The 22012-nt window shown below is 34.9% G+C and carries 26 protein-coding genes; 16 read left to right on the top strand and 10 right to left on the bottom strand.

Annotation, left to right across the window (positions count from 1 at the left end; translation table 11 throughout):
• Nucleotides 1–74: 74 nt before the first annotated feature.
• The 3 genes from B5488_RS04475 to rlmH form a co-directional block, all read right to left on the bottom strand.
• Nucleotides 75–1859 carry a DEAD/DEAH box helicase gene (locus tag B5488_RS04475; protein WP_079734171.1) on the bottom strand — a complete coding sequence of 595 codons (1785 nt, stop codon included), beginning with the start codon at nt 1857–1859 and terminating at the stop codon, nt 75–77.
• Nucleotides 1860–1922: 63 nt separating this feature from the next.
• Nucleotides 1923–2495, bottom strand: a complete 573-nt coding sequence (locus B5488_RS04470) for a non-canonical purine NTP diphosphatase (protein ID WP_079734170.1) — start codon at nt 2493–2495, stop codon at nt 1923–1925.
• A 10-nt stretch (nt 2496–2505) separates the two neighbouring features.
• Entirely contained in the window at nt 2506–2979 is a 474-nt protein-coding gene (gene rlmH, locus B5488_RS04465; RefSeq protein WP_057481138.1) for a 23S rRNA (pseudouridine(1915)-N(3))-methyltransferase RlmH, read from the bottom strand.
• Between the two features lie 51 nt (nt 2980–3030).
• Between rlmH and nadC the strand changes: the two genes are divergently transcribed.
• The 5 genes from nadC to priA all read left to right on the top strand — a co-directional run bounded on the left by nadC (nt 3031) and on the right by priA (nt 8483).
• Nucleotides 3031–3888, top strand: a complete 858-nt coding sequence (gene nadC / locus B5488_RS04460) for a carboxylating nicotinate-nucleotide diphosphorylase (RefSeq protein ID WP_079734169.1) — start codon at nt 3031–3033, stop codon at nt 3886–3888.
• A gap of 3 nt (nt 3889–3891) precedes the next feature.
• Nucleotides 3892–4812: a YihY/virulence factor BrkB family protein gene (locus tag B5488_RS04455; RefSeq protein WP_079734168.1), complete on the top strand. Its 921-nt coding sequence runs from the start codon at nt 3892–3894 to the stop codon at nt 4810–4812.
• A gap of 26 nt (nt 4813–4838) precedes the next feature.
• Nucleotides 4839–5402, top strand: a complete 564-nt coding sequence (locus B5488_RS04450; protein ID WP_079734167.1) for a chalcone isomerase family protein — start codon at nt 4839–4841, stop codon at nt 5400–5402.
• A gap of 12 nt (nt 5403–5414) precedes the next feature.
• A complete protein-coding gene (locus tag B5488_RS04445; RefSeq protein WP_231919806.1) occupies nt 5415–5858 on the top strand; it encodes a DUF2147 domain-containing protein in 444 nt (147 codons plus the stop codon).
• Nucleotides 5859–6029: 171 nt separating this feature from the next.
• The gene (priA, locus tag B5488_RS04440; RefSeq protein WP_079734165.1) at nt 6030–8483 is read left to right on the top strand and encodes a replication restart helicase PriA; all 2454 of its coding nucleotides are present in this window, start codon (nt 6030–6032) and stop codon (nt 8481–8483) included.
• Nucleotides 8484–8734: 251 nt separating this feature from the next.
• Here priA and B5488_RS04435 read toward each other — a convergent pair whose 3' ends face one another.
• On the bottom strand, nt 8735–9973 hold the full coding sequence (locus B5488_RS04435; RefSeq protein WP_079733433.1) for an IS256 family transposase: 1239 nt from the start codon (nt 9971–9973) through the stop codon (nt 8735–8737).
• A 36-nt stretch (nt 9974–10009) separates the two neighbouring features.
• Nucleotides 10010–10675, bottom strand: coding sequence for a LytR/AlgR family response regulator transcription factor (locus B5488_RS04430; protein WP_079736525.1), 666 nt, complete (start codon nt 10673–10675; stop codon nt 10010–10012).
• Between the two features lie 266 nt (nt 10676–10941).
• On the opposite strand from B5488_RS04430, the gene rpsF reads away from it, so the two are divergent.
• The 4 genes from rpsF to B5488_RS04410 all read left to right on the top strand — a co-directional run bounded on the left by rpsF (nt 10942) and on the right by B5488_RS04410 (nt 12734).
• Nucleotides 10942–11283 (top strand): 30S ribosomal protein S6, encoded by a 342-nt coding sequence (rpsF, locus tag B5488_RS04425; protein ID WP_070053068.1) that lies wholly within the window; start codon nt 10942–10944, stop codon nt 11281–11283.
• A 2-nt stretch (nt 11284–11285) separates the two neighbouring features.
• Nucleotides 11286–11585 carry a 30S ribosomal protein S18 gene (gene rpsR, locus B5488_RS04420; RefSeq protein ID WP_037314517.1) on the top strand — a complete coding sequence of 100 codons (300 nt, stop codon included), beginning with the start codon at nt 11286–11288 and terminating at the stop codon, nt 11583–11585.
• A 12-nt stretch (nt 11586–11597) separates the two neighbouring features.
• Nucleotides 11598–12047 carry a 50S ribosomal protein L9 gene (gene rplI, locus B5488_RS04415; RefSeq protein WP_079734164.1) on the top strand — a complete coding sequence of 150 codons (450 nt, stop codon included), beginning with the start codon at nt 11598–11600 and terminating at the stop codon, nt 12045–12047.
• 210 nt (nt 12048–12257) lie between these two features.
• Nucleotides 12258–12734 carry a DUF6495 family protein gene (locus tag B5488_RS04410; RefSeq protein WP_079734163.1) on the top strand — a complete coding sequence of 159 codons (477 nt, stop codon included), beginning with the start codon at nt 12258–12260 and terminating at the stop codon, nt 12732–12734.
• Nucleotides 12735–13018: 284 nt separating this feature from the next.
• Here B5488_RS04410 and B5488_RS04405 read toward each other — a convergent pair whose 3' ends face one another.
• Nucleotides 13019–14266 (bottom strand): ABC transporter permease, encoded by a 1248-nt coding sequence (locus tag B5488_RS04405; protein WP_079734162.1) that lies wholly within the window; start codon nt 14264–14266, stop codon nt 13019–13021.
• Nucleotides 14267–14435: 169 nt separating this feature from the next.
• On the opposite strand from B5488_RS04405, the gene hisS reads away from it, so the two are divergent.
• On the top strand, nt 14436–15806 hold the full coding sequence (hisS, locus tag B5488_RS04400; protein WP_079734161.1) for a histidine--tRNA ligase: 1371 nt from the start codon (nt 14436–14438) through the stop codon (nt 15804–15806).
• 236 nt (nt 15807–16042) lie between these two features.
• Here the strand turns inward: hisS and B5488_RS04395 are convergent, their stop codons facing one another.
• On the bottom strand, nt 16043–16999 hold the full coding sequence (locus B5488_RS04395; RefSeq protein WP_079734160.1) for an aldo/keto reductase: 957 nt from the start codon (nt 16997–16999) through the stop codon (nt 16043–16045).
• A gap of 131 nt (nt 17000–17130) precedes the next feature.
• Nucleotides 17131–17343, bottom strand: coding sequence for a hypothetical protein (locus tag B5488_RS04390; RefSeq protein ID WP_079734159.1), 213 nt, complete (start codon nt 17341–17343; stop codon nt 17131–17133).
• A gap of 352 nt (nt 17344–17695) precedes the next feature.
• Between B5488_RS04390 and B5488_RS04385 the strand changes: the two genes are divergently transcribed.
• Nucleotides 17696–18136, top strand: coding sequence for a hypothetical protein (locus B5488_RS04385; RefSeq protein WP_079734158.1), 441 nt, complete (start codon nt 17696–17698; stop codon nt 18134–18136).
• On the opposite strand, the gene B5488_RS04380 is transcribed toward B5488_RS04385, so the two are convergent.
• Nucleotides 18129–18791: a haloacid dehalogenase type II gene (locus B5488_RS04380; RefSeq protein ID WP_079734157.1), complete on the bottom strand. Its 663-nt coding sequence runs from the start codon at nt 18789–18791 to the stop codon at nt 18129–18131. The two genes, B5488_RS04385 and B5488_RS04380, sit on opposite strands and share 8 nt — an antisense overlap.
• 43 nt (nt 18792–18834) lie before the next feature.
• On the opposite strand from B5488_RS04380, the gene B5488_RS18380 reads away from it, so the two are divergent.
• From B5488_RS18380 to B5488_RS04360, 5 genes are all read left to right on the top strand, one after another.
• Nucleotides 18835–19008, top strand: coding sequence for an HAD family hydrolase (locus B5488_RS18380; protein WP_146128794.1), 174 nt, complete (start codon nt 18835–18837; stop codon nt 19006–19008).
• A gap of 54 nt (nt 19009–19062) precedes the next feature.
• On the top strand, nt 19063–19470 hold the full coding sequence (locus B5488_RS04375) for a GNAT family N-acetyltransferase (protein ID WP_170065326.1): 408 nt from the start codon (nt 19063–19065) through the stop codon (nt 19468–19470).
• 95 nt (nt 19471–19565) lie between these two features.
• Nucleotides 19566–19871, top strand: coding sequence for a hypothetical protein (locus tag B5488_RS04370; protein WP_079734155.1), 306 nt, complete (start codon nt 19566–19568; stop codon nt 19869–19871).
• A gap of 96 nt (nt 19872–19967) precedes the next feature.
• Nucleotides 19968–20432: a hypothetical protein gene (locus B5488_RS04365; protein ID WP_079734154.1), complete on the top strand. Its 465-nt coding sequence runs from the start codon at nt 19968–19970 to the stop codon at nt 20430–20432.
• Nucleotides 20433–20573: 141 nt separating this feature from the next.
• A complete protein-coding gene (locus B5488_RS04360; RefSeq protein WP_170065327.1) occupies nt 20574–21119 on the top strand; it encodes a porin family protein in 546 nt (181 codons plus the stop codon).
• A 20-nt stretch (nt 21120–21139) separates the two neighbouring features.
• On the opposite strand, the gene B5488_RS04355 is transcribed toward B5488_RS04360, so the two are convergent.
• Nucleotides 21140–21958 (bottom strand): hypothetical protein, encoded by an 819-nt coding sequence (locus B5488_RS04355; protein ID WP_079734152.1) that lies wholly within the window; start codon nt 21956–21958, stop codon nt 21140–21142.
• Between the last annotated feature and the right edge of the window lie 54 nt (nt 21959–22012).

Raw genomic sequence — 22012 nt, 5'->3', positions numbered from 1 at the left:
CAATTGGCGCCTAAATTATAAAATACTTATAAAAAACAATGCCATAATTAATAATTTAGGCGCCAGATGTGAATTTAATTTTTGCTGCGTCTTCTTTTTATAGAGCTTTCAATGTTTTTGTTTCGGTTACCAGATTTTTTTCCTTTTCCCGAATCACTACCTTCTGAACGCCTACGGCCACCACTTTTAAAGTCGGGTTTCCCGCCGCCACCTTTGTTGAATTTTCCGCCTTTTCGGCCGCCACCGCCGCCGCGTTTTCCACGTCCGCCGGTATCTGTGGTTTCTTCAACATTTATAAATCTACCTTGATGTTTAAAGTCTTTAAATGTGCTTAAAACAGTTTCGGTATTTTTAGCATCGGTATTAAAGAAGGAGAAGCTGTCTTTAACATCAACTTTATAAACATCGTCACGTCCAAGATCCAGAGTTGCTTTAAGGAAATCCTTTAAGCTCATCCAGTCAAAATCATCTTTTGCACCAACATTTATAAAGTAACGTGTAGAATCTCCAGAGCCACCACCATCGGAAGGAGCGGAAGGAGAACTTAATCCTTCAGAATTTTTATAATAATTGAAGAATCGGGTGAATTCTACAGAAAAGAACTTTTTAATAAGTTCTTCTTTGGTAAAATCTTCCAAAACTTCATTAATTCCGGGTAGATAAGCGTCTATATCGTGATTAATTTTTGTTTCCTTAATATCGTTTGCCAGGTGAAACAACTGTACACGGCAAATTTCCATTCCGTCAGGAATATCTTTTTGCTCGAATTTTTGCTGAATAATGCGCTCAATACTCTTGATTTTGCGCATTTCACTTTTGGTAACAATAACCATAGAAACTCCACTCTTACCTGCACGACCAGTACGGCCACTACGGTGAGTGTAAGTTTCAATCTCATCGGGTAACTGGTAGTTGATTACGTGAGTAATATCGTCTACATCAATTCCACGTGCAGCAACATCTGTAGCTACCAACATTTGGATTTGCTTGTTTCTAAAACTTTTCATCACCAAATCACGTTGATTCTGGCTAAGGTCACCGTGCAAAGCTGCAGCGCTGTAACCGTCTTCAATAAGTTTTTCAGCTACTTTTTGAGTATCTCTTTTTGTTCGACAAAAAATTACCGAAAAGATATCTGGATTGGCATCTGCCAGTCTTTTTAAAGCTTCGTAACGTTGTCTTGAATTTACCAGGTAAAACTCGTGGGAAACATTAGATGTTCCCTGGTTTTTAGATCCTACGGTAATTTCAATAGGAGTACGCATAAATTTCTTGGCAATAGTTGCAACTTCTTTTGGCATTGTTGCAGAAAATAACCAGGTATGCTTTTCTTTTGGAGTATGCGATAAAATGGCTTTAATATCTTCAAAGAAGCCCATATTAAGCATTTCATCGGCTTCATCTAAAACACAGTATTCAATTTTAGAAATATCTACAAGATTACGATTAATCATATCTTGCATACGCCCGGGAGTAGCTACAATAATTTGCGCTCCACGTTCTATTTGACGTGCCTGGTCTGTAATGCTGGCGCCACCATAGATAGCAACCGGAGTTAGACCTTTTTCAAATTTCGCGTAATTCTTTATTTCGTTGGTAATTTGCAGGCAAAGTTCACGTGTTGGTGAAAGAATTAATGCCTGGGTATGCTTTTTACTTACGTTTATTTTCTGGATAAGCGGGAATCCAAAAGCAGCTGTCTTTCCTGTACCGGTTTGGGCTAATGCCACCATATCGGTATCTTCGTTTAGTAAAACAGGAATCGCTTTTTCCTGTATCTCACTTGGGTCTGTAAAACCCATTTCTTCGACTGCTTTAAGAATAGAAGGGTTTAAACCTAATTGTTCAAATTTGTTCATATAAAAAATTAAATAAGCGGCAAAGGTACGGCTTACATAGCAATATATACCTATCTACTTCTTTTATTTTGAAAGATAGGCGATTAGCTCTCTAAAGGCTTTTCCACGATGACTTATTTCCGATTTTTCACTAAGGTTCATTTCGGCAAAAGTCTTTTCGAAATCATTTGGTTTAAATACAGGATCATAACCAAAACCCTTTTTACCGCGCACTTCTTTTATAATTTCTCCTTTGCAAATTCCGGTAAAAAGATTTTGCCTGTCGTTTAAATTTATAGCAATGGTAGTTTTAAACTGCGCGTTTCGGTTTTCTTTATTTTCCAATTCGCTAAGTAATTTTCTCACATTTGCCCTATCATCTTTATCATCGCCTGCATAACGGGCAGAGTAAACTCCGGGTTTTCCGTTTAGGGCCTCAACTTCAAGCCCGGTATCATCGGCAAAGCAATCAAACCCATATCGATTTTTAACGTATTCTGCTTTTAAAATAGCGTTACCTTCTATAGTATCGGCAGTTTCTGGGATATCCTCATCGCAACCAATATCGTCTAGTGATAAAAGTTCGATGTAATGTGGTAAAAGTGTCTTTATTTCAGTTAGTTTATTTTTATTGTGAGTGGCGAATACAAGTTTCATAGCTTATGTTTTATCGGTGGTGGTAGGGTTCGTTTTTTAAAATGGTAAAAGCACGGTAAAGCTGTTCGGTAAAGAAAAGTCTTACCATTTGGTGAGAAAAAGTCATTTGTGAAAGTGCTACTTTAGAATCGGCTCTTTGGTAAACTGCTTCAGAAAATCCATAAGGGCCACCAATTACGAAAATAAGTTGCTTAAGCCCGCTGTTCAATCGCTTTTGAATGTATGCTGAAAATTTTTCCGAAGAAAACTCTTTTCCGTTTTCATCTAAAAGAACCAGAAAATCTGAATTCTGAACTTTAGCCAGGATCAATTCACCTTCTTTTTCTTTTTGCTGATTTTCATCCAGGCTCTTCGTCTTTTTAAGGTCTGGAATAATATCAATTTCAAATTTATTGTAAAATTGAAGTCGTTTTTTATAGACCTCAATAAGTTGTTTGAGCTCCCGGTTATCGGTCTTTCCTATACAGAGTAATTTTATAGTCATTCGGTAGATTTTACGCAGACTTTGCTACATTTACAAAAATAAGTATTGCGAATGATCTCAAAAGCACAATTTGAAAAAGAAATAAATCTTATTATAGAAAACGCCATTAGAGAAGATGTTGGGGACGGTGATCATAGCTCTTTAGCCTGCATTCCTGCTGAAGCTAAAGGCAAAGCCAAACTATTGGTGAAAGATAAAGGGATTTTGGCAGGAGTGGATTTTGCCTTAAAAGTTTTCGAAAAAGTAGACCCTCAATTAAAAGTTGAAGTTTTAATTAAAGATGGGGAAACCATAGAGCGTGGTGATGTTGCTTTTTATGTTGAGGGAAGCTCGCAATCTATATTAAAAGCTGAAAGATTAGTATTGAACGCGATGCAAAGAATGAGCGCCATTGCAACTAAAACCAACACTTTTGTTCAAAAATTAGAAGGTACTAATACTAAAATCTTAGATACCAGGAAAACCACACCCGGGATTAGAGCTATAGAAAAATGGGCGGTAAAAATTGGAGGTGGAGAAAACCATAGATTCGCTTTATATGATATGGTTATGCTTAAGGATAATCATATAGATTTTGCCGGCGGAATTACCAAAGCTATTAATAAAACTAAAGATTACCTTAAAGAAAATAAACTTGATCTTAAAATTATTGTTGAGGCGAGAAATTTAAAGGAAATTGAAGAAATTCTGGAAAGTGAAGGTGTATATCGCATTTTAATAGATAATTTTAATTATGAAGATACACGGCAGGCGGTAAAACTTATTAATGGTAAATGCTTAACGGAATCTAGTGGAGGAATTACCCTTGATACCGCCCGAAAATATGCAGAATGTGGTGTAGATTATATTTCTAGTGGAGCATTAACGCACTCAGTTTATAATTTAGACCTCAGTCTAAAAGCAATATAATGTATGGCGCCCAAAAAAGCCCTTCTATCTAAAATAGAACAATTTTCAAATTGGTGGGAAAATAAAACCAAAGGTATAATTTTGCCTGGTTTTGATGGTTTATCGCTTTACGATCTTTGGGAAATTTATTCTGGCGGAATTATAAAAGGAACCTTCTCTACCAGGGCAAGTGCTATTGCGTTTAGTTTTTTTATGGCGCTGTTTCCGTTTTTGCTGTTTATGCTTAACCTAATTCCCTACATTAATTTTATAGACGATTTTCAGCTGCAATTCCTGGTCTTTATGGATTCTTTGCTACCGCCAAATACATCAGATTTTTTTAATGATATTTTCCTGGATATTGCTAATACCCCACGGGGAGGATTGCTTTCCATAGCATTTATTGTTTCTATTTTTCTAATGACTAATGGGATAAATGCAATTTTCACAGGTTTTGAATTCTCCTATCATACCAATGCAAATAGATCTATTGTAAGGCAATACCTGGTAGCGGTTGGAGTTTCACTCGTTATGGCTTTACTGTTATTACTAACTGTAATTCTAGCTGTTTATTTAACCTATGCTGTAAGTGATTTCAATGAATTAAACATAAAATTTATGGATATCAACACGGCTTTCGTGAAGTACCTGGTATTTATTCTACTTATATATGTAGCAGTAGCAACCCTGTATTATTTTGGTACCAAAGAAGCACGTCAGGCACGTTTTTTTTCTATAGGAGCTTTCTTTACTACCTTTCTAATTTTAATATTCACTTACCTTTTTGGTTTGTACATAGAAAATTTTTCTACTTATAATGAGCTTTATGGCTCGATTGGTGCATTATTAATATTAATGGTGTATATCTGGTTAAATTCTAATATATTGCTGTTAGGTTTTGAATTAAATGCATCTTTAATAAAAATGAAGCAAAAAATTAAATAAATTAACAACCTAAAACCACATTAAAAATGAAAAAACTATTAGTCCTATTTGTGGCCGTTTTCGGCTTAAATTCAATTTCAGCACAAACCGAAATAGGTGGTGCAACATTACCCAATACTTTAGAATATGGTTCTGAAGAGCTAATCCTTAACGGGGCAGGAGTAAGAGAAAAGTTCTGGATGGATATGTATGCCGGCGGACTTTACCTTAAAACCAAATCGGGGGATGCTTCGGAAATAATGAATAAGGATGAAGCAATGGCAATAAAATTGCACATAGTTTCAAAAATGATTACCAGTCAACGAATGATGGATGCGGTAAATGAAGGTTTTGAAAATGCAACCGGTGGGAATACAGCACCAATTTCAGCCGAGATCAAGAAGTTTATCAGCTTTTTTGAGGATGAGATCAATAAAGGGGATATTTTTGACCTCGTTTACCTACCAAATAAAGGTTCGGTAATCTATAAAAATGGAAAAGAAAGTGGTACTATTCAGGGAATGGAGTTTAAAAAGGCTTTATTTGGAATATGGCTTTCTAATGAACCAGCAGATGATGACCTTAAAGAGGGAATGCTGGGGGAACAATAAAAATTAGAAATAATGACAATGATAACGAAATTCAACTTACTTAATCTATTAATTTTTGGATCTGTCCTGATGTCTTCAGGTCTCCAGGCCCAGGAAGTGTTTGGTAAATGGAAAGTAGTTAATGATGCCGGTCGTGTAAATTCTATAGTAGAGATTTATAAAAAAGACAATGCCATTCACGGTAAAGTAATAAGAATTACCAAAGAAGAGCACCGTGATCGTAAATGTACTGAATGCCAGGGAAAACTTAAAAACAAACCCATAGAAGGTCTAAACGTTATTCGTGATTTTAAAAAGGAAGGTGACGTATATGTAGACGGTACTTTAATTGATCCAAAATCTGGAAAAGAATATAAAGGGAAAATTTGGGTTGATGATAAGAATCCCGATAAGCTTAATGTTCGTGGATATGTCACTTTTTTCTACAAAACCAAAGTTTGGGAACGGACCGAATAAATTTTCTAAGAAATTAAATAGTTTAAAAACCATTCTTTTTAAGGATGGTTTTTATTTTTGACTAAACTTACTTATTAAGTAAGATTTATTACGCGAGTCTTAAATCAAAATATTTAGAAATTTTCAACTTTATGCCTTGGTGGTTATCCCAGGGTAGTTTACTTCATCAATATGCCGTATTTTATAGATGTTATTTTACCATTACCGCTGCAAAAGCGTTTCACCTATACTATTTCTGAAGCAGAAGCTAATTTTTTAGAAAAAGGGATGCGCGTAGCTGTACCATTTGGGAAGTCTAAAGTTTATACCGCAATTACAGCTGCAATTCATCAAAACCCACCACAGGTTTATGAGGCAAAACCTATAAATCAGATTTTAGATAAAACCCCTTTAGTTACCAAACATCAATTAAAGTTTTGGGCCTGGATCGCTTCTTATTATATGTGCGCTGAAGGTGATGTGCTAAAGGCGGCATTACCCGGTGCTTTTCTATTGGAAAGCGAAAGTATTGTGCAACTAACCAAAGATGCAAATATTGAAGAAGCCGAATTGGAGGATGAAGAATACCTGGTAATAGAAGCTTTGCAGCGGCAATCTTCGGTAAAGATCCAGGAGGTTATGAAAATTCTGGATAAAAAAAACGTGCTCCCTATTATTAACGCACTTGTGCAAAAAGGATTGGTAGTGCTAAACCAGGAGATCTATGAGCAGTATAAGCCGAAAAAAATACGCTATGTAAGGTTAAATCCTGATTATGATAATGAAGTCAAGATGCATCAGCTTCTGGATGAATTAGAAAAGGCGCCTAAACAAAAAGAAGCTTTGCTAAGTTTTTTCAGCATAAAAGCGCAGCATAAGAAACCATTAAAAGTAAAAGACCTAAGCGATAAATCGGGAGTTTCAGCAGCAATTATTAAAAGTCTTATCAAAAAGGGAATTCTTGAAGAATATTATGAAAAAACCGATAGAGTTGCTTTTAGTGGAGAAGCTTCTCAAATGGGGATTCAGTTAAGTGAACTTCAGCAGAAAGCGTTTTCAGAAATAGAAGCAGGTTTACAGGAGCAGGATGTTTGTTTATTTCACGGCATTACTTCCTCCGGAAAAACTGAGATTTACATAAAACTGATAGAAAAGATTATTGAAAACGGCCAGCAGGCGCTATATGTTTTACCTGAAATTGCCCTAACCACCCAGTTAATTGAACGGTTGCGAGCTTATTTTGGTGATAAAGTTTTAGTTTATCACAGTAAATATTCGGTTAACGAAAGAGTAGAGGTGTACCGTCATATTTTAGAAGATTCAGAAAAAGCCAGAATTGTAATTGGCGCACGTTCCTCTATATTTCTTCCATTTGCCAATTTAGGTTTAGTGGTGATAGATGAAGAACATGAAACTTCCTTTAAGCAATTTGATCCGGCTCCGCGCTACCATGCACGGGATGCCGCGATAGTTCTGGCTAATTTTTTTAAGGCGAAAACAGTTTTAGGATCGGCAACGCCTTCTCTGGAATCTTATTTCAACGCTAAGCATCATAAATATGCTTTTGTAGAATTAAACCGAAGATATGGTGATGTCCTGGAGCCGGAGATTGAAATTGTAGATATAAAAACCAAGTATAAGAAGAAGGAGATGAAAGGGCATTTTTCTGATAAAATGCTCGCTGAAATAAAAGAAACCCTGGATGGCGGAGAGCAGGTGATTTTATTTCAAAATCGTAGAGGATTTTCGCCAGTATTGGAATGTAACACTTGCGGGCATTCGCCACAATGTCCTAATTGTGATGTGAGTTTGACTTATCATAGCCATAACAACCAGTTGCGTTGTCATTATTGTGGTTATCATATCGCAATGCAAAAAAAATGTATGGCTTGTGACAGTTCTGAAGTTACAACCAAGGGTTTTGGAACTGAGCAAATTGAGACCGAGTTAAAAACCATTTTTCCTGATTATAAAACGGCAAGAATGGATCAGGATACTACCCGTGGCAAATATGCTTATGAAAAACTAATTAATGCTTTTGAACAACAGGAGATCGATATTCTAATAGGAACCCAGATGCTTACCAAGGGACTTGATTTTAGAAAGGTGAACCTGGTAGGGATTATGAATGCCGATAATTTATTGAATTTTCCTGATTTTAGAGCTCATGAACGCAGTTTCCAGCTAATGCTTCAGGTGGCCGGTAGAGCAGGGAGAACAAAGAAACGGGGGAAGGTATTGATTCAAAGTTACAATCCACATCACCAGATTATTCAACAGGTTTCTATGGGAGATTATGCCGGGATGTATAAAGATCAGTTAGAAGAACGTTACAATTATAAGTATCCGCCATTTTACCGCCTGATTAGAATTACTTTAAAATGCCGGGATTATTCTAAAACAAATGATGGTGCCGACTGGTTAGCTACAGGAATGAAAAATGTTTTTAAAGAAAATGTGTTGGGGCCAGAATTTCCACCCGTTGCCAGAATTAGAAATGAGTATTATAAGAATATTCTGCTTAAAATTCCGCAGCAACAATCGTTAGGAAAAACAAAAGAATTGCTTCAACGTATTATGGAAAGTTTTAAAGCTATTGGAGCGTTTAGAAGCGTAAAAGTGGTAATTAATGTAGATCCTATATAAGTAGACTGACTTCTTTGGATATAATTCTTCACTGGTTTCAGGATCTATTTTGTTGATAAGTTAGAACCTGAAAATAGTAAGGTTGAGAGATTATAATTAATTGTGAAGTAATTAGTTTATTGAATAGCGCTTAAAGCTTCAACCAAGTTAGTTTTCTTATGGCGACTAAGTGGTAACTTTTGCTTATCAGGGAGTGTTAGCTCAACTCTGTCTGCTTCTTCTCCCGGGGGTACCCCCGGGAGAAGAAAATTTTAGTTTTTCGTTTCATTGGTGGCTAAGTCCAACTCTAGCCGACCTTCAAATTTAATAGCTAATTGTTGAACTACCAAACCCCAGTTCTGCAGTGGGGCGTTCCATTTCTTTTCAATTCTTCTGGTAGCTAGGTAAACCAGCTTCAATAGTGCCATATCATTGGTAAAAGCGCCTTTGGTCTTGGTTACTTTTCTTACCTGCCGGTGAAAAGCCTCTACGGCATTTGTGGTGTATATGAGTTTTCTAATGGGTGCGGTATATTCAAAATAAGCACTCAATCGGTCCCAGTTATCATTCCAGGAACGGATCACTATGGGATATCTTTTGCCCCATTTTTCTTCCAGATCCAGTAAAGCCGATTCAGCCTGGTCTTTGGTGTCAGCCTTGTACACCAGTTTAAGGTCTTTCATAAAATCTTTTTGATCCTTACTGGCCACATACTTCATACTATTGCGGATCTGGTGGACAATACATAGCTGAATATCAGTCTTGGGATAAACAGAATGAATGGCTTCACTAAAGCCCGTAAGATTATCCGTACAGGCAATCAGAATATCTTTTAAGCCACGGTTGTTTAATTGGGTCAGCACCTGAAGCCAAAAATTGGCCCCTTCACTTTCCGAGATATACATACCCAGCACTTCCTTTCTTCCAGCTTTATTTATTCCTAAAATATTATACAAGGCCTTGTGCTTTACTTTGCCTTCTTCGCGTACCTTGAAGTGCATCGCGTCGAGCCATAGGATGCAATATACCGGCTCCAAGGGGCGATCCTGCCATTCCTTAACCTTGGGAATCACCCGGTCCGTAATATCACTTAGAACGTGTGTGGATATCTTGGAATCATACATTTCCTCTATATGAGCTGAGATATCCCGCAGGCTATTGCCCATCCCGTACATGCCTATAATCTGCTTTTCTAAATTATCGGCCAGGATACGCTGGCGTTTCGCTACGATCTCCGGCTCAAAGGTACTGTTACGATCCTGGGGCGTGTTAATGGTGACGTCCCCTTGGCTGCTCTTTAGGGTCTTTTTGCCTTTGCCATTACGCTTATTACCTGCTTTTGAGCCTTTTTCTTCATCGGAAAGGTGCGAAGACATTTCTGCTTCCAGGGCCTCTTCCATAAACTCCCTAAGCATTGGAGCAAAAGCGCCGTTTTTGCCGGTTAGGGATTCTCCTGATAAAAATTGTTTTAATGCTTTTTCCTTTAATTCCTTAATCTCTTCTTGTGTCATAATCTAGTCTAAAAATTTTAATTTAATTTTCAAAGTCTAGACAGACTTGAGATTACACCCTCGCTTATCAATCTCAATGTTCTTAGAGTTGTAGCGCTCAATCTTATCTAGATTTACAATATAAGATTTATGCGTTCTAAGAAACTTATCATTAGGTAATTGCTCTTCAAAAGACTTCATTGTAGCGAGCACCACAAAGTTTTCCTTTTCAGTTACAAATTTCACATAATCTCCTAATGCCTGTATATACTTTAGTTTGTTTAGAAAAACCTTTCGATTTTTAAGATTACTTTTTACAAAAATATAGTCTTCATCTTCAGGCGCCGCGGCGATTTGATGTTTTAATTTATATAAGTTTATTGCTTTAGCAACCGCGTTATTGAAGCGTTCTTTAGTTACCGGTTTATGAATATAATCTACCGCATCATAATCAAAAGCTTTAAAGGCATACTGTGTTTTCCCGGTTACAAAGATAATTTGCGGTTTATTTGGAAGATCGTCTAAAAGTTCAAAACCTGTTAGAACAGGCATTTCAATATCTAGAAATATCAAATCGATTTCATTATCTAAAAGGCCATTTTTTGTCTCAATAGCATTATTATACTCCGAAACTAGCTTAAGGTTTGCATGGTCTCTAATCAACTTGACGATAGCTAATCGTTGCAAGCTAGAATCGTCAACAACAATACATTTGAGTAAAATTTCTTCCACGGCAGTTAGGTTAAGTAATAACAATATTAAACATAAAATATCATAATTACAAGATAAACTTTACATTCGTCGGATTAATTTGAACTTTATCTAAAACTAATTAATTGAGTTTTATATATTTTGTTACCGATATCGGAATTTTTGCTTTTTTAAGCAAAATACTTGTTTTTTAGTATTAAAGTTCCTTCACTTTTATGCTTTGAAAATAGAAATAAATGAGCTACTTTTGCACTCAATTTAATTTAAAGTAAATTTTTATGAACACTTATGAAACTGTTTTCATCTTGAATCCCGTTTTATCTGATGAGCAGATAAAGGAGACAGTTCAGAAATACGAAGAATTTCTTGTTTCTAAAGGGGCCGAGATGGTATCGAAAGAAGATTGGGGGCTTAGAAAGTTAGCCTACCCAGTTCAACACAAAAAGAGCGGGTTTTACCACCTGTTTGAATTCAAAGCTCCAGGAGAGGCTATAGAGCCGTTGGAACTTGCTTTTAGAAGAGACGAGCGTATGATGCGTTACCTAACTGTGAAGTTAGACAAACATGCTATCGACTGGGCTGAGAAAAGAAGAAATAGAAGACAACAAGAAAAAGCGTAAGTATGGCTACATCTATTGAACAACAAGCAAAAGGAAAAAAAGACGGAGAGATTAGATATCTTACTCCTCTTAATATAGAGACTAGTAAAACGAAGAAGTATTGTCGTTTTAAAAGGTCTGGAATTAAGTATGTCGATTATAAGGATCCAGATTGGTTGATGAGTTTCGTAAACGAGCAAGGTAAATTGTTACCTCGCCGTCTAACCGGTACTTCTTTAAAATACCAAAGAAAAGTGGCTGTTGCTGTAAAAAGAGCACGTCACCTTGCGTTAATGCCATATGTTGGTGATTTACTAAAATAAAAAGAGGCAATTATGGAATTGATACTTAGACAAGACGTAGATAATTTAGGTTTTAAAGATGATGTTGTAAACGTGAAGAACGGTTATGGCAGAAATTATCTTATTCCTCAGGGATATGCACATCTTGCAACTCCTTCGGCTAAAAAAGTTTTAGCTGAAACCCTGAAGCAAAGAGCCTATAAAGAGCAAAAACATATCGATGAAGCTAAGAAGCAAGCAGAAAAACTTAATAATGTAGAGGTTAAGTTAACTGCTAAAGCTGGTGCTGGAGACAAATTATTTGGATCTATCACTAATGGTGATTTAGCTGAAGCTTTCGCTAAAGAAGGAATCCAAATCGATAAGAAATTTATTAGCATAGCAGGTGGAAACATCAAGAGATTAGGACAGTACGAAGCAACTTTACGTTTTCATCGTGAAGTAGTGACTACTTACAATTTTGATGTAGTATCTGAAGCTTAATATATTTTATTACAAAGTTAAAAGCCCGCTCCAGTAGTGGGCTTTTCTTATTTTATTGAGACCCTAATTCACAATTAACATTTCGGAGTTATTATTTTCGTCAAGCTGAACTGGTTTCAGCTTCTAACAAGTTTAGAATTACTAACAAATTAGATCCTGAAATATATTCAGGATGACGATTTTTATCGATCTATTTAATTTTTATTAAGAATGAAATATTCCAGATTAACCAAAGAACAGTTTGAAGAAATGAAGCAGGAATTCATTAATTTCCTCGCTTCACAATCTATTACTGCCGATGAATGGGAGAAAATAAAAAAAGAGCAACCAAAAGCGGCAGAGCAGGAGCTTGATGTTTTTAGTGACCTTATTTGGGAAGGTGTTCTAAATAAAGTGGAATTCCTGGAACATTTTTCTGCCAATCAAATTTACCTTTTTCATATTACTGAAGTCACGATTCATCTTATTGCAATTAAAATTGAACACGAAGGAGTAGATCTAACCACAAGAAAAGGTTACAGCTGGCTACAAACTAATTTGCTGGATGAATCTGTAAATATTTATACTTCTTCTAAAGCTTTAAGTGAGGATAGAAATAAGGATATTTTTGCACTTATAAAACAAGGTGCGAATATTACTAAAGGAGATCTTTATCGCTATTTTGATAATATGGTAGAGAGTAAATAAGGCTAAAAATCGGCCTAAGAATCCGTTGAATTTATTTTCTAAATAATTTATTTTAGTTCTGTTTTTTCAACTTCTCTTCTATCTACATTCGGCCTCATCGTTAAAAAAAGCAATACATTCACTGTGAATTACGGTATTGTAATGCTTACTCCTGGAATATCTTTCAGAATAAAAAGGAATGAAAAATAGTAGCCTTTAGCTTCCATTTATGCTTTTACCGGGATTAATAAAATCTAATGAAGAATCTCTAATTTCACTATTCACTATTCACTATTCACTACTCACTACTCATACCTAAGTGATTCTATAGGATCTTGTTTTGCTGCTTTGGCTGCGGGATAACTTCCGGCGAGAATAGCTACTAAAATCGTAATTGCTGTAGCCCAGAGGATAGCAACCCAGGGTGTGGTAAAGTCAAAATCAGCTGCGGCAGAAACGGCTATACCAATCAATATTCCAAGGATAATTCCTAAAAGGCCACCTATTTGGCCAATAATAAGGGTTTCCATAAAGAATTGGGTAGCAATAGTTTTTCGTTTTGCTCCCAGGGCTTTTCTAACACCAATTTCGCGGGTTCTTTCGGTTACGCTTACTAACATAATATTCATTAAAGCTATAGAGGAGCCAAATATGGTAATGATAGAAATAATCCAGGCCGCGTAATTTAGATAACTGGTAATGGAGAAAATTCGATTAATAAGATCGTCACTGCGTTCCAGTCCAAAATTATTTTCTTCTATAGGATTAAGTTTCCTAATATTTCTAAAGGTTAAGATTGCCTCATCCTGGGCGCCTTCCAATAATTCTTTATCATCAACCTTCACACTTACGGCATAGTTTATTTGCGGCTGCGTAAACATAGAGCGAGCTACTTGTATTGGCATTAAAACCCGTAGATCTTGATTGTTTCCAAAGGTAGAGCCTTTTGATTCCAATATTCCAATAACTCTAAATTTGCCGCCTCTTATACTAATTATTTTATCTATAGGGTCGGCACCCTTAAAAAGTCCTTCGGGTTTGGCGAAATCAGAGCCCAGTATTACTACATTATTATTATTTTGAATATCAAAAATATTGAACTCCCGGCCTTTTTCTACGTTTAAACCAGAATTCTCAAGAAAATTTTCGTTAACACCAAGAACCCTTACTTCCGGATCGGTTTTTTCGTTGATATATTTAACTTCAGCACCTGCGGTTCCAGTAAATGATACTGCAGTTTGCGCTTTCGGATACTGGTAATTTTCTTCAAATTTACGTACTTCCCGGTAAGTGATTATAGGATTTACTTTTTCAACTTCACCGCCGCCCTGGCGTTGAGAATTGAACTCATAGCGTTGAATATTAAAGGTATTTGCTCCCATAGAGGCAAAATCACTACTAATAGTATTTTCCAACGCGGTTACCGCACTCAAAATTCCAACCAGCGCAGTGATTCCAATAGCGATAATCAACACGGTAAGTATGGTTCTAAGTAACTGACTTTTAATGGAATTAAAAGCGATGCTTATGTTTTCTTTAAATAACCCGAACATAGAAAGTTTTTTCAGTGCTATTTAGTTAGACTTCATAAATGGAAGAATGTTACTTAAAATCTGAAATTTGTTTGGGTTCATTTAAAATTTAAGATATTTGCAGCACTGTTTAAGTCGCATTGTGGCGCTAATTTTAAACTAAAAATGGTAGTTATACCCTAAAAATTTTATGGCACAAAAACCTTCTATCCCAAAAGGAACTCGAGATTTTAACCCGGCCGAAGTCGCTAAAAGAAATTTTATTTTCGACCAAATTAAAACCGAATTTAAAAAATTTGGTTTTCAACCTATCGAGACTCCAAGTTTTGAGAATTCTGATACCCTTATGGGGAAATATGGGGAAGAAGGAGATCGATTAATTTTTAAAATTTTGAATTCGGGCGATTTTCTTAAGAAAGCCGATGCTGAAGCTTACAAAAATAGAGATAGCTTAAAGATCACATCTTCAATTAGTGAAAAAGCCTTGCGATACGATCTTACCGTACCCTTTGCTCGTTATGTAGTGCAGCATCAAAATGAAATAGATTTCCCATTTAAGCGCTACCAGATTCAGCCAGTTTGGAGAGCTGACAGACCACAAAAAGGACGTTTTAGAGAATTTTTTCAGTGTGATGCAGATGTAGTTGGTAGTAAAAGCCTTTGGCAGGAAGTAGAATTCGTGCAATTATACGATGCAGTTTTTTCAGCTTTAAAATTAGAAGGTGTCACTATTAAAATTAATAACCGAAAGGTGCTATCTGGTTTTGCCGAAGTTATTGGTGAAAAAGATAAACTTATTGATTTCACAGTAGCACTAGATAAACTGGATAAGATAGGGGAAGAGGGTGTAAAGAAAGAAATGCTGCAAAAAGGAATTTCTGAAAACGCCATTGAAAAAATTCAGCCAATTTTTAGTTTAAAGGGTTCTTTTACTCAAAAAATTGCCGGAATTAAAGAAATATTGGCTTCTTCCGAAACCGGAAAAGAAGGTATTGAAGAGCTGGAATTTATTGAAAAGGCTATCGCTGAAATGCCTTTAAAAACTGCCAAACTTGATCTTGATGTAACCCTGGCTCGTGGACTTAATTATTACACAGGAGCTATTTTTGAAGTTTCAGCTCCAGAAAAGGTGCAAATGGGCTCAATAGGCGGCGGCGGAAGATACGACGACTTAACCGGAATTTTCGGTTTAAAAGATGTGAGTGGTGTGGGAATTTCTTTTGGCTTAGATCGTATTTATTTGGTTTTAGAAGAACTTGATCTTTTTCCTAAAGCCGTTACCCAAAATACTAAAGCGCTTTTCATCAATTTTGGTGATGAAGAAGCACTTTACGCGCTAAAAGCCGTAAATAAATTGAGAAGTGAAAGTATTACTGCGGAACTATTTCCTGATGCAGCGAAAATGAAAAAGCAAATGAATTATGCTAACAAACGCGAAGTTCCGTTTGTAATTCTGGCTGGAGAAGAAGAAATGGAAATGCAAAAATTTACCCTGAAAAATATGAAAACAGGCGAACAGGAAAAAGTAGATTTTGATGAATTAGTAAAGGTTTTAGGTTAATAAAAATTTTACTCTGAAGTAAACTATTAATGCTGGGAATAATTCGACATTATGGGAATTATAACCAGGCAATCTTTTCTTAATTCCTGATTTTTTTCCAAGTTAATTTCCCTGGATGAGATTACTTCAACCGCCGAAAAAAGCGGCTTCGCAATGACGTATAGCTTGTTTTTTCCGTCATTGCGAAGCTTTTTAGCTGAAGCAATCTCTTCGCCATAAGGGGTTTTTATTTTTTATTATTCTTGCTTACTCCCTTTATTCAAAACCTCCATATCTTCTCTTGAAAGTGAAACTTCAACTGCTTCTTTAAAAGATTTTAAATGCGAAGATTTGGTAGCACTTGCAATTGGTGCACTTACTCCTGGTCTATTTATTAACCAGGCAAGAGCAACACCTGCTTGAGAAATATTATGATTTTCTGAAATTTCATCAAGGCTTTTCAGGATTTTTTCACCCCGATCATTCAGGAATTTATCGGCGAACATTTTTCGCTCTTTGCCTTCAAAATCTTCTTTTTTTCTATATTTCCCGGTTAAGAATCCACTGGCGAGAGAAAAATAAGGAATGACTCCTAAATTATTTTTACTACAAATTTCTTCAATTTCCCCTTCAAATTTATCCCGTACCATTAAGTTGTATTCGGGTTGAAAAACTTCGTAGGCCGGTAAGTTATTTTCAGCGGCTATATTTAAAGATTTTTGTAATCTTTCTGCAGAAAAATTTGAAGCGCCAATATGTTTTATCTCACCACTTTCTATAAACTTTTGGTAAGCCTCCAGAGCTTGGTTTACCGGTGTTTCCCCGTCATCAAAATGAGTGAAATAAAGGTCTATATAATCGGTTTGTAGCCTTGAGAGTGAATCCTGCACTGCCCCGGTAAGATAATCTCGAGAATTATTTTTTGGTCCGCCGGGTTGCAAACTAGACCCGCCTTTGGTAATTAAATTAATTTTATCCCTAACTCTTCTGTCTTTTATCCATTTGCCAATAATTCGTTCTGAAGTACCGTGTGGAACCGCATCTGCCCAACGGGAATAAACATCGGCAGTGTCTATGGTAGTGAAGCCGAGTTCATATAGCTCGTCAAGCATTTTAAAAGATTCTTTTTCATCGAGAGTCCATCCAAAAACATTACCACCAAAAATAATCGGAGCCGATTTTAATCCAGATTTTCCTAATTCAATTTTTTCCATTTTCTAGCATTTTTACTAAAATTAGTGATCAGGAGTAAGAAAGGCGAATTATAACAAGGCTTTTAGACCGATTTAACTTTCTAAAGGAAACAGAAATATGAAGTAAAGAAATTTACAGGGAGAGTGAAGAATTAAAAATCGGCATTGTTTTCTTCTTCTGAAGTATTACTTTTTCTTTGCCAAATTACAAAAATAGCAGCAAGGGTTCCCAGGCCTAAAACTAAAGCAAATATTTTTGGAGGGGCATTTAAGGTACTTTCCTGTTCATAAGTAAAAGTGCCAATCAGCACAAAACTTCCTAGTAAAACCGCGAGGGTCATTATTATTTTTCCAAATACTTTCATTCGCTCTCAAGTTTCATAATTCGAGTACAGAAAAGCTTTGTAGGCCTTTTGATATAGGCTTACCTGTTTGCTATAAGTTTTTTTAAGATAGCCTAATAGAATGAGCTGAAGGTTAATTTAAGGTAAATTAATTGTTAAGCATGTGTCCATTTTATGTAGATGAGCGGAAGGCGAAAAAAATCACAAGAACAGTTTTAATCATTTTTGGTCTGGTAAAGTTTCTTGATTTAATGGATCAATCTAATGACAGGCCCTTTAGAAGCTTTTATAGTTTTTTAATCGAACAAGACTAAAATTTTATATATCAGGAAGCTTGTATTTTACTTATATTTATTTTGCAAAAAAATAATCAATGGATGTTTTCTCAATTTTAGCTTCGGGTTTTGTTGCGACTACTGTAATGACAGTTTTTAGTTATCTGTTTTCTAATTTTAAAGCAAAACAATTTAGGGAACCAGAGTTGTTAAACACTTTAATTTCAAGATCTAAAATGATTAGTCTAAAGCCTTCAAAAAATCATTTTTTTGGCTGGATTATTCATTTTATAATCGGTTGGATCTTTGTTTTTATTTTTTGTCTTATATGGGAATTTACCAACTTTTCAGTCGGAATAATTTCCGGTGCTCTTTTGGGTTTTATAGCTGGAATTGTTGGGATTGTAGGGTGGAAGGTGATGTTTAAATTAAATAGAAACCCTCCTGAAATTGATTTTAGTCAATTCTACCATCAACTTATTATTGCCCATATTTTATTCGGAATAAGCGCAGCCGTGGTTTTCCCATTTTTTAGCTAATTTGCTCTAAAATAGAAGTGATTTCTGAAACTGAAAAATTAGGTTTTTCGGCTAAATCATAAAACTTTTTCCCGGGTCTTTCTACAAAACAGGTTTGCAAACCGGCATGTTGCGCACCTATAATATCCCAGGAGTGAGCCGCTACCATTAAAGCTTTTTGAGCTTTAACCTGGTATTTGTTTAGAATATATTGATAGCTTTCTGGATGTGGTTTGTATTTTTTAATTTCTTCAACGCTATAAATTCCTTCAAATAATGAATCTATTTCAGCAAATTTAAGCTGTGCATTTAAAACATCGGGTTTGCCATTGCTAAAAGCAATAAGCTTATAGCCTGCATTTTTTAATTGTTTCAAACCTGGTTTTACATCTGGATAGGGAGGGAGTTTAGTGATTTCAGAAAGAATATTTTTAATTTCTGAATCAGAAAAATCCTTATCAAATTTCCCCGAGATCATTTTAAAGGTAGCCGCGGCAATTTCACTAAAATTATTGTAGGTACCGGTAGTGGTTTCCACCAGGGAATAATGCAGTAATTTTGGAAACCAAACCTCAAAACCCATTTCATGTTCCAGAGCGGCATTTATCTCTTCTTTTAAAGGGATTAGGTTTAAAAGGGTTTCATTCACATCAAAAATTATGATTTTAGGCTTCATTACTAGAAAGGTTTTATGAAGGAAAGGTAAGTTTTCTTTTGATATGGATGGTGTTATAATTGACACAGAAAAGATTTGGAAGCAGGCAGAAAAAGAAATTTTTTCTTATTTCGGAGTACAAGTAACTGAAGAGCATAGCAAAATCACCCAATCAATGACCACCTCTGAAGTAACTAAATTTTGGTATGAGAAATTTCCATGGACACATAAAAGCTAAAAAGAAGTAGAGCAAATGGTTGGGTCAAGAGTTACATAATTAATTGAATCAGAATTGGATGATTATTTAAAAAAGCTAAAAGATAAGAATCATACCCTGGTAACAGATGAAAAAAATAAAGTCAAAGGTTGGTACTCAGACTTCATCAGAGATAATGAAAGATGGTTTTTAGCAATTTTAGATTCTGCAATTCAAGGAAAAAAATACGGTACACAACTTCTGGACATGGCTAAGGAAGCTAATAAAGAAGTGAATAGGTGGGTTATAAAATCTGACAGTTATATTAAAGTTAATGGTAATACTTACAAATCCCCTATCGAATTTTATAGAAAGAACGGATTTAAAATTTTAGATAACACGCAATTAAAAAATAATCAAATAAGTGCAATAAAAGTTCAGTGGGTTAAAACTGGTTACAACAGCGATTCATTTCAAATAGCGAATATTATAGAAAATCTATAATTTTAGTAACCGGAAAATAAAATAGTAAACCAACAAGTTAGCATCTACCGGTGGAACTTGTTAACCAAATAACTGTTCAAAAATTTTAACCAAAAATGAAATTGACAAAAAATAAGATCAAATACAGTTTAATATTTTCTTTCACCCTCTATCTCTTAGCTAATTTATTTATTGTGATGCAGGAAAAGTATTATGAAAATAAATTAGAAAAATATGATCTAAATGAAAATGGATTTTTTGAAGAATACGAAAGAACAGAAAAACAGCAAATTACGCTTCAAAAAGTCTCCAATGATACCCCACGAAATCTTGCGCCTTTTACAACAATTCCTTTGGTCATAATTGTTGGGCTATTGATGTGGGCTACTTTAAAAGTAATAGAAAAGAAGAGATTGATTTAGAAACAGTGGGCATCATTAGTGTGAAAATAACTAAATTTATTTGCAAATAGACTAAGCTTCAATTATGGAGTACAACACTCCTTCAAAAATAATATTATGAAAAACTGGAATTTTAAAGTAAAGCGTAATCCTAACGAGATAAGTGAAAATTTAGAAGCTTCAATAGGAGCTGTGAACGGATTTGCATTCGATATAAAAAGTGACGGTAGTAATTTAATATCATTTAAAATTCGGAAACGTCTTCTGTATGCATGGTACATCCTTTATCATAATAACGTTGTTGTAAATGGAAGATTATCTAATGCAGATGCGAAAGGGGAGACCAATGTAGATATTTCGTTTAATCAACACTTTTTATGGAAATTTGTAATATTTACACATCTGTTTTTAGGTTTGGGGTTTGTAATTGCTATATTTTTAGGAAATAGTGATATTCCTATGTATGTATTAGCAGCTATTACTTTAGCTATAGGGATATTTTTATGGTTTAGGTTACAGAAAAAATATGAAAGAAATGTCCAGGAATACAAGAAGTTAATTTCTAAAACGCTTGAGTTTTAATGCAGATTACCCTGAAGTTGTTTGTTTTTAATTGGTTGATCACAAATAGCGGTTATTTCTAAAAAGGCGATGGTAAGAATTTTATTTTAGGCCTTCAATATATTTAGTTTTATTTGCAGGATAACAAAAACAACTAATCAATTGAAAAAGTTAATTTTCTTTGCATTCATTCTAATTTCAACTCATTCCTACTCTCAAATAGAATATGGTATTTTCGGAGGAATCAATAATTCAGCTCTTTCCAATGGAACTAAGTCGTTCAATATGCATCACGAAATTGGCTTGCATTTAGGAATAGTGGCAGAAAAAGAACTAGGAAACAAATTAGCCTTTAGACCAAAACTCGAATATTCTCAACAGGGTAATAGGGAGTTTAATATATCAGCTGTGAACTACAAATTAAATTACATTAATTTACCTCTAGATTTTAAATTTTTCAACTCACCATATATATTATTTGGCCCTCAAATAGGGGTGCTTATAAATAAAGAATTTACAAATTATGAAGGTGAACCGGATTCATTCGATTATGGTTTTAACTTAGGTTTTGGAATCGATATTAGAGAGTTTTTTATTGAATTAGGTGCCTACCAAGGATTAAACAAACTATTTACTACTGAGGTGAGTAATATGACATTTGAACCTACCAATACTGTATTACAATTAAGTGTAGGCTATAACTTATGAAATTTTTACTAAAAGTTGGTTTATTCAAAAGCTTCTAATAAACTAATTCTATCTTTATCTGAGTTAAATTCAAACATTTTCATATGATAATCTTTTCTTCCAGATTTATTTGTATAAATATTTCTTATCATTTCTGAAGTGTCTAGTTCTATTGTCATGGCTCTGACATCCAAACTGTAACACTCAGAATATGATTTATGATTTGAAGAGGGGAATACATTTTTAAAATCTTTATTATATTGGGGTTCAAAATACTTTATCAAGGCTGCTTCCGTAAAATTTATTTTCTGTTTCTCGGAAATAGATAAATTTCTATTATCAGAAAAGTGTTCTAGTTTTTCATCCTCTATTTTCAAATCTTCTTCCTTTACTTTTATTAAATCGTTGCCAGCCATCATTAACATACTTTGCTGTGAAAAGTTTGTAAGCATGATCCAAATATCGGAATCTGGATGTTGGCTTAACGAATGAGTGTAAATTCTCTGAACAGTTTCGTGGGATGATAATCTGTCTAATGCTGTTCGTTTTCCATCTTTTCCATAGGCCTGACCAATATATAACACTTCATAATCTAAATCTTCTGTTTTGATATTATCGATAACTAAGTTGCTGTCTAATAAGTTAGTTGGTCTGGCAACCATTAGTGCTTTTTTATTATCCTTAAAAGCGAGAAGATTATATGGGTATTTAGTAAAATATTCAATTTCTGATTCAGCATTTTTAAACTCAAAATCTAAATTGACAACTTTTGTCTTTTCTTTAATGTGTATAAGTAATTGAATTTTTGGATATCTCGGATCGATTTGTGCCAGTGATTTCGGTCGGTTAGTGCCAGGCATTTCGGTTCAAATTGTGCCACTTTTGGTTTTAAGTTAAGCCTATATCGGTTCGTT

Source organism: Salegentibacter salegens, assembly GCF_900142975.1.
GTDB lineage: Bacteria > Bacteroidota > Bacteroidia > Flavobacteriales > Flavobacteriaceae > Salegentibacter > Salegentibacter salegens.
The sequence above is the reverse complement of the archived record's forward strand: the minus strand, read 5'-3'. Positions and strand labels throughout refer to the sequence as shown.

Excerpts from the sequence above, each read along its gene's own strand:
- B5488_RS04475 (WP_079734171.1), bottom strand. The coding sequence starts at position 1,859 with ATGAACAAATTTGAACAATTAGGTTTAAACCCTTCTATTCTTAAAGCA.
- B5488_RS04470 (WP_079734170.1), bottom strand. The coding sequence starts at position 2,495 with ATGAAACTTGTATTCGCCACTCACAATAAAAATAAACTAACTGAAATA.
- rlmH (WP_057481138.1), bottom strand. The coding sequence starts at position 2,979 with ATGACTATAAAATTACTCTGTATAGGAAAGACCGATAACCGGGAGCTC.
- nadC (WP_079734169.1), top strand. The coding sequence starts at position 3,031 with ATGATCTCAAAAGCACAATTTGAAAAAGAAATAAATCTTATTATAGAA.
- B5488_RS04455 (WP_079734168.1), top strand. The coding sequence starts at position 3,892 with ATGGCGCCCAAAAAAGCCCTTCTATCTAAAATAGAACAATTTTCAAAT.
- B5488_RS04450 (WP_079734167.1), top strand. The coding sequence starts at position 4,839 with ATGAAAAAACTATTAGTCCTATTTGTGGCCGTTTTCGGCTTAAATTCA.
- B5488_RS04445 (WP_231919806.1), top strand. The coding sequence starts at position 5,415 with ATGACAATGATAACGAAATTCAACTTACTTAATCTATTAATTTTTGGA.
- priA (WP_079734165.1), top strand. The coding sequence starts at position 6,030 with ATGCCGTATTTTATAGATGTTATTTTACCATTACCGCTGCAAAAGCGT.
- B5488_RS04435 (WP_079733433.1), bottom strand. The coding sequence starts at position 9,973 with ATGACACAAGAAGAGATTAAGGAATTAAAGGAAAAAGCATTAAAACAA.
- rpsF (WP_070053068.1), top strand. The coding sequence starts at position 10,942 with ATGAACACTTATGAAACTGTTTTCATCTTGAATCCCGTTTTATCTGAT.
- rpsR (WP_037314517.1), top strand. The coding sequence starts at position 11,286 with ATGGCTACATCTATTGAACAACAAGCAAAAGGAAAAAAAGACGGAGAG.
- rplI (WP_079734164.1), top strand. The coding sequence starts at position 11,598 with ATGGAATTGATACTTAGACAAGACGTAGATAATTTAGGTTTTAAAGAT.
- B5488_RS04410 (WP_079734163.1), top strand. The coding sequence starts at position 12,258 with ATGAAATATTCCAGATTAACCAAAGAACAGTTTGAAGAAATGAAGCAG.
- B5488_RS04405 (WP_079734162.1), bottom strand. The coding sequence starts at position 14,266 with ATGTTCGGGTTATTTAAAGAAAACATAAGCATCGCTTTTAATTCCATT.
- hisS (WP_079734161.1), top strand. The coding sequence starts at position 14,436 with ATGGCACAAAAACCTTCTATCCCAAAAGGAACTCGAGATTTTAACCCG.
- B5488_RS04395 (WP_079734160.1), bottom strand. The coding sequence starts at position 16,999 with ATGGAAAAAATTGAATTAGGAAAATCTGGATTAAAATCGGCTCCGATT.
- B5488_RS04390 (WP_079734159.1), bottom strand. The coding sequence starts at position 17,343 with ATGAAAGTATTTGGAAAAATAATAATGACCCTCGCGGTTTTACTAGGA.
- B5488_RS04385 (WP_079734158.1), top strand. The coding sequence starts at position 17,696 with ATGGATGTTTTCTCAATTTTAGCTTCGGGTTTTGTTGCGACTACTGTA.
- B5488_RS04380 (WP_079734157.1), bottom strand. The coding sequence starts at position 18,791 with ATGAAGCCTAAAATCATAATTTTTGATGTGAATGAAACCCTTTTAAAC.
- B5488_RS18380 (WP_146128794.1), top strand. The coding sequence starts at position 18,835 with ATGGATGGTGTTATAATTGACACAGAAAAGATTTGGAAGCAGGCAGAA.
- B5488_RS04370 (WP_079734155.1), top strand. The coding sequence starts at position 19,566 with ATGAAATTGACAAAAAATAAGATCAAATACAGTTTAATATTTTCTTTC.
- B5488_RS04365 (WP_079734154.1), top strand. The coding sequence starts at position 19,968 with ATGAAAAACTGGAATTTTAAAGTAAAGCGTAATCCTAACGAGATAAGT.
- B5488_RS04355 (WP_079734152.1), bottom strand. The coding sequence starts at position 21,958 with ATGCCTGGCACTAACCGACCGAAATCACTGGCACAAATCGATCCGAGA.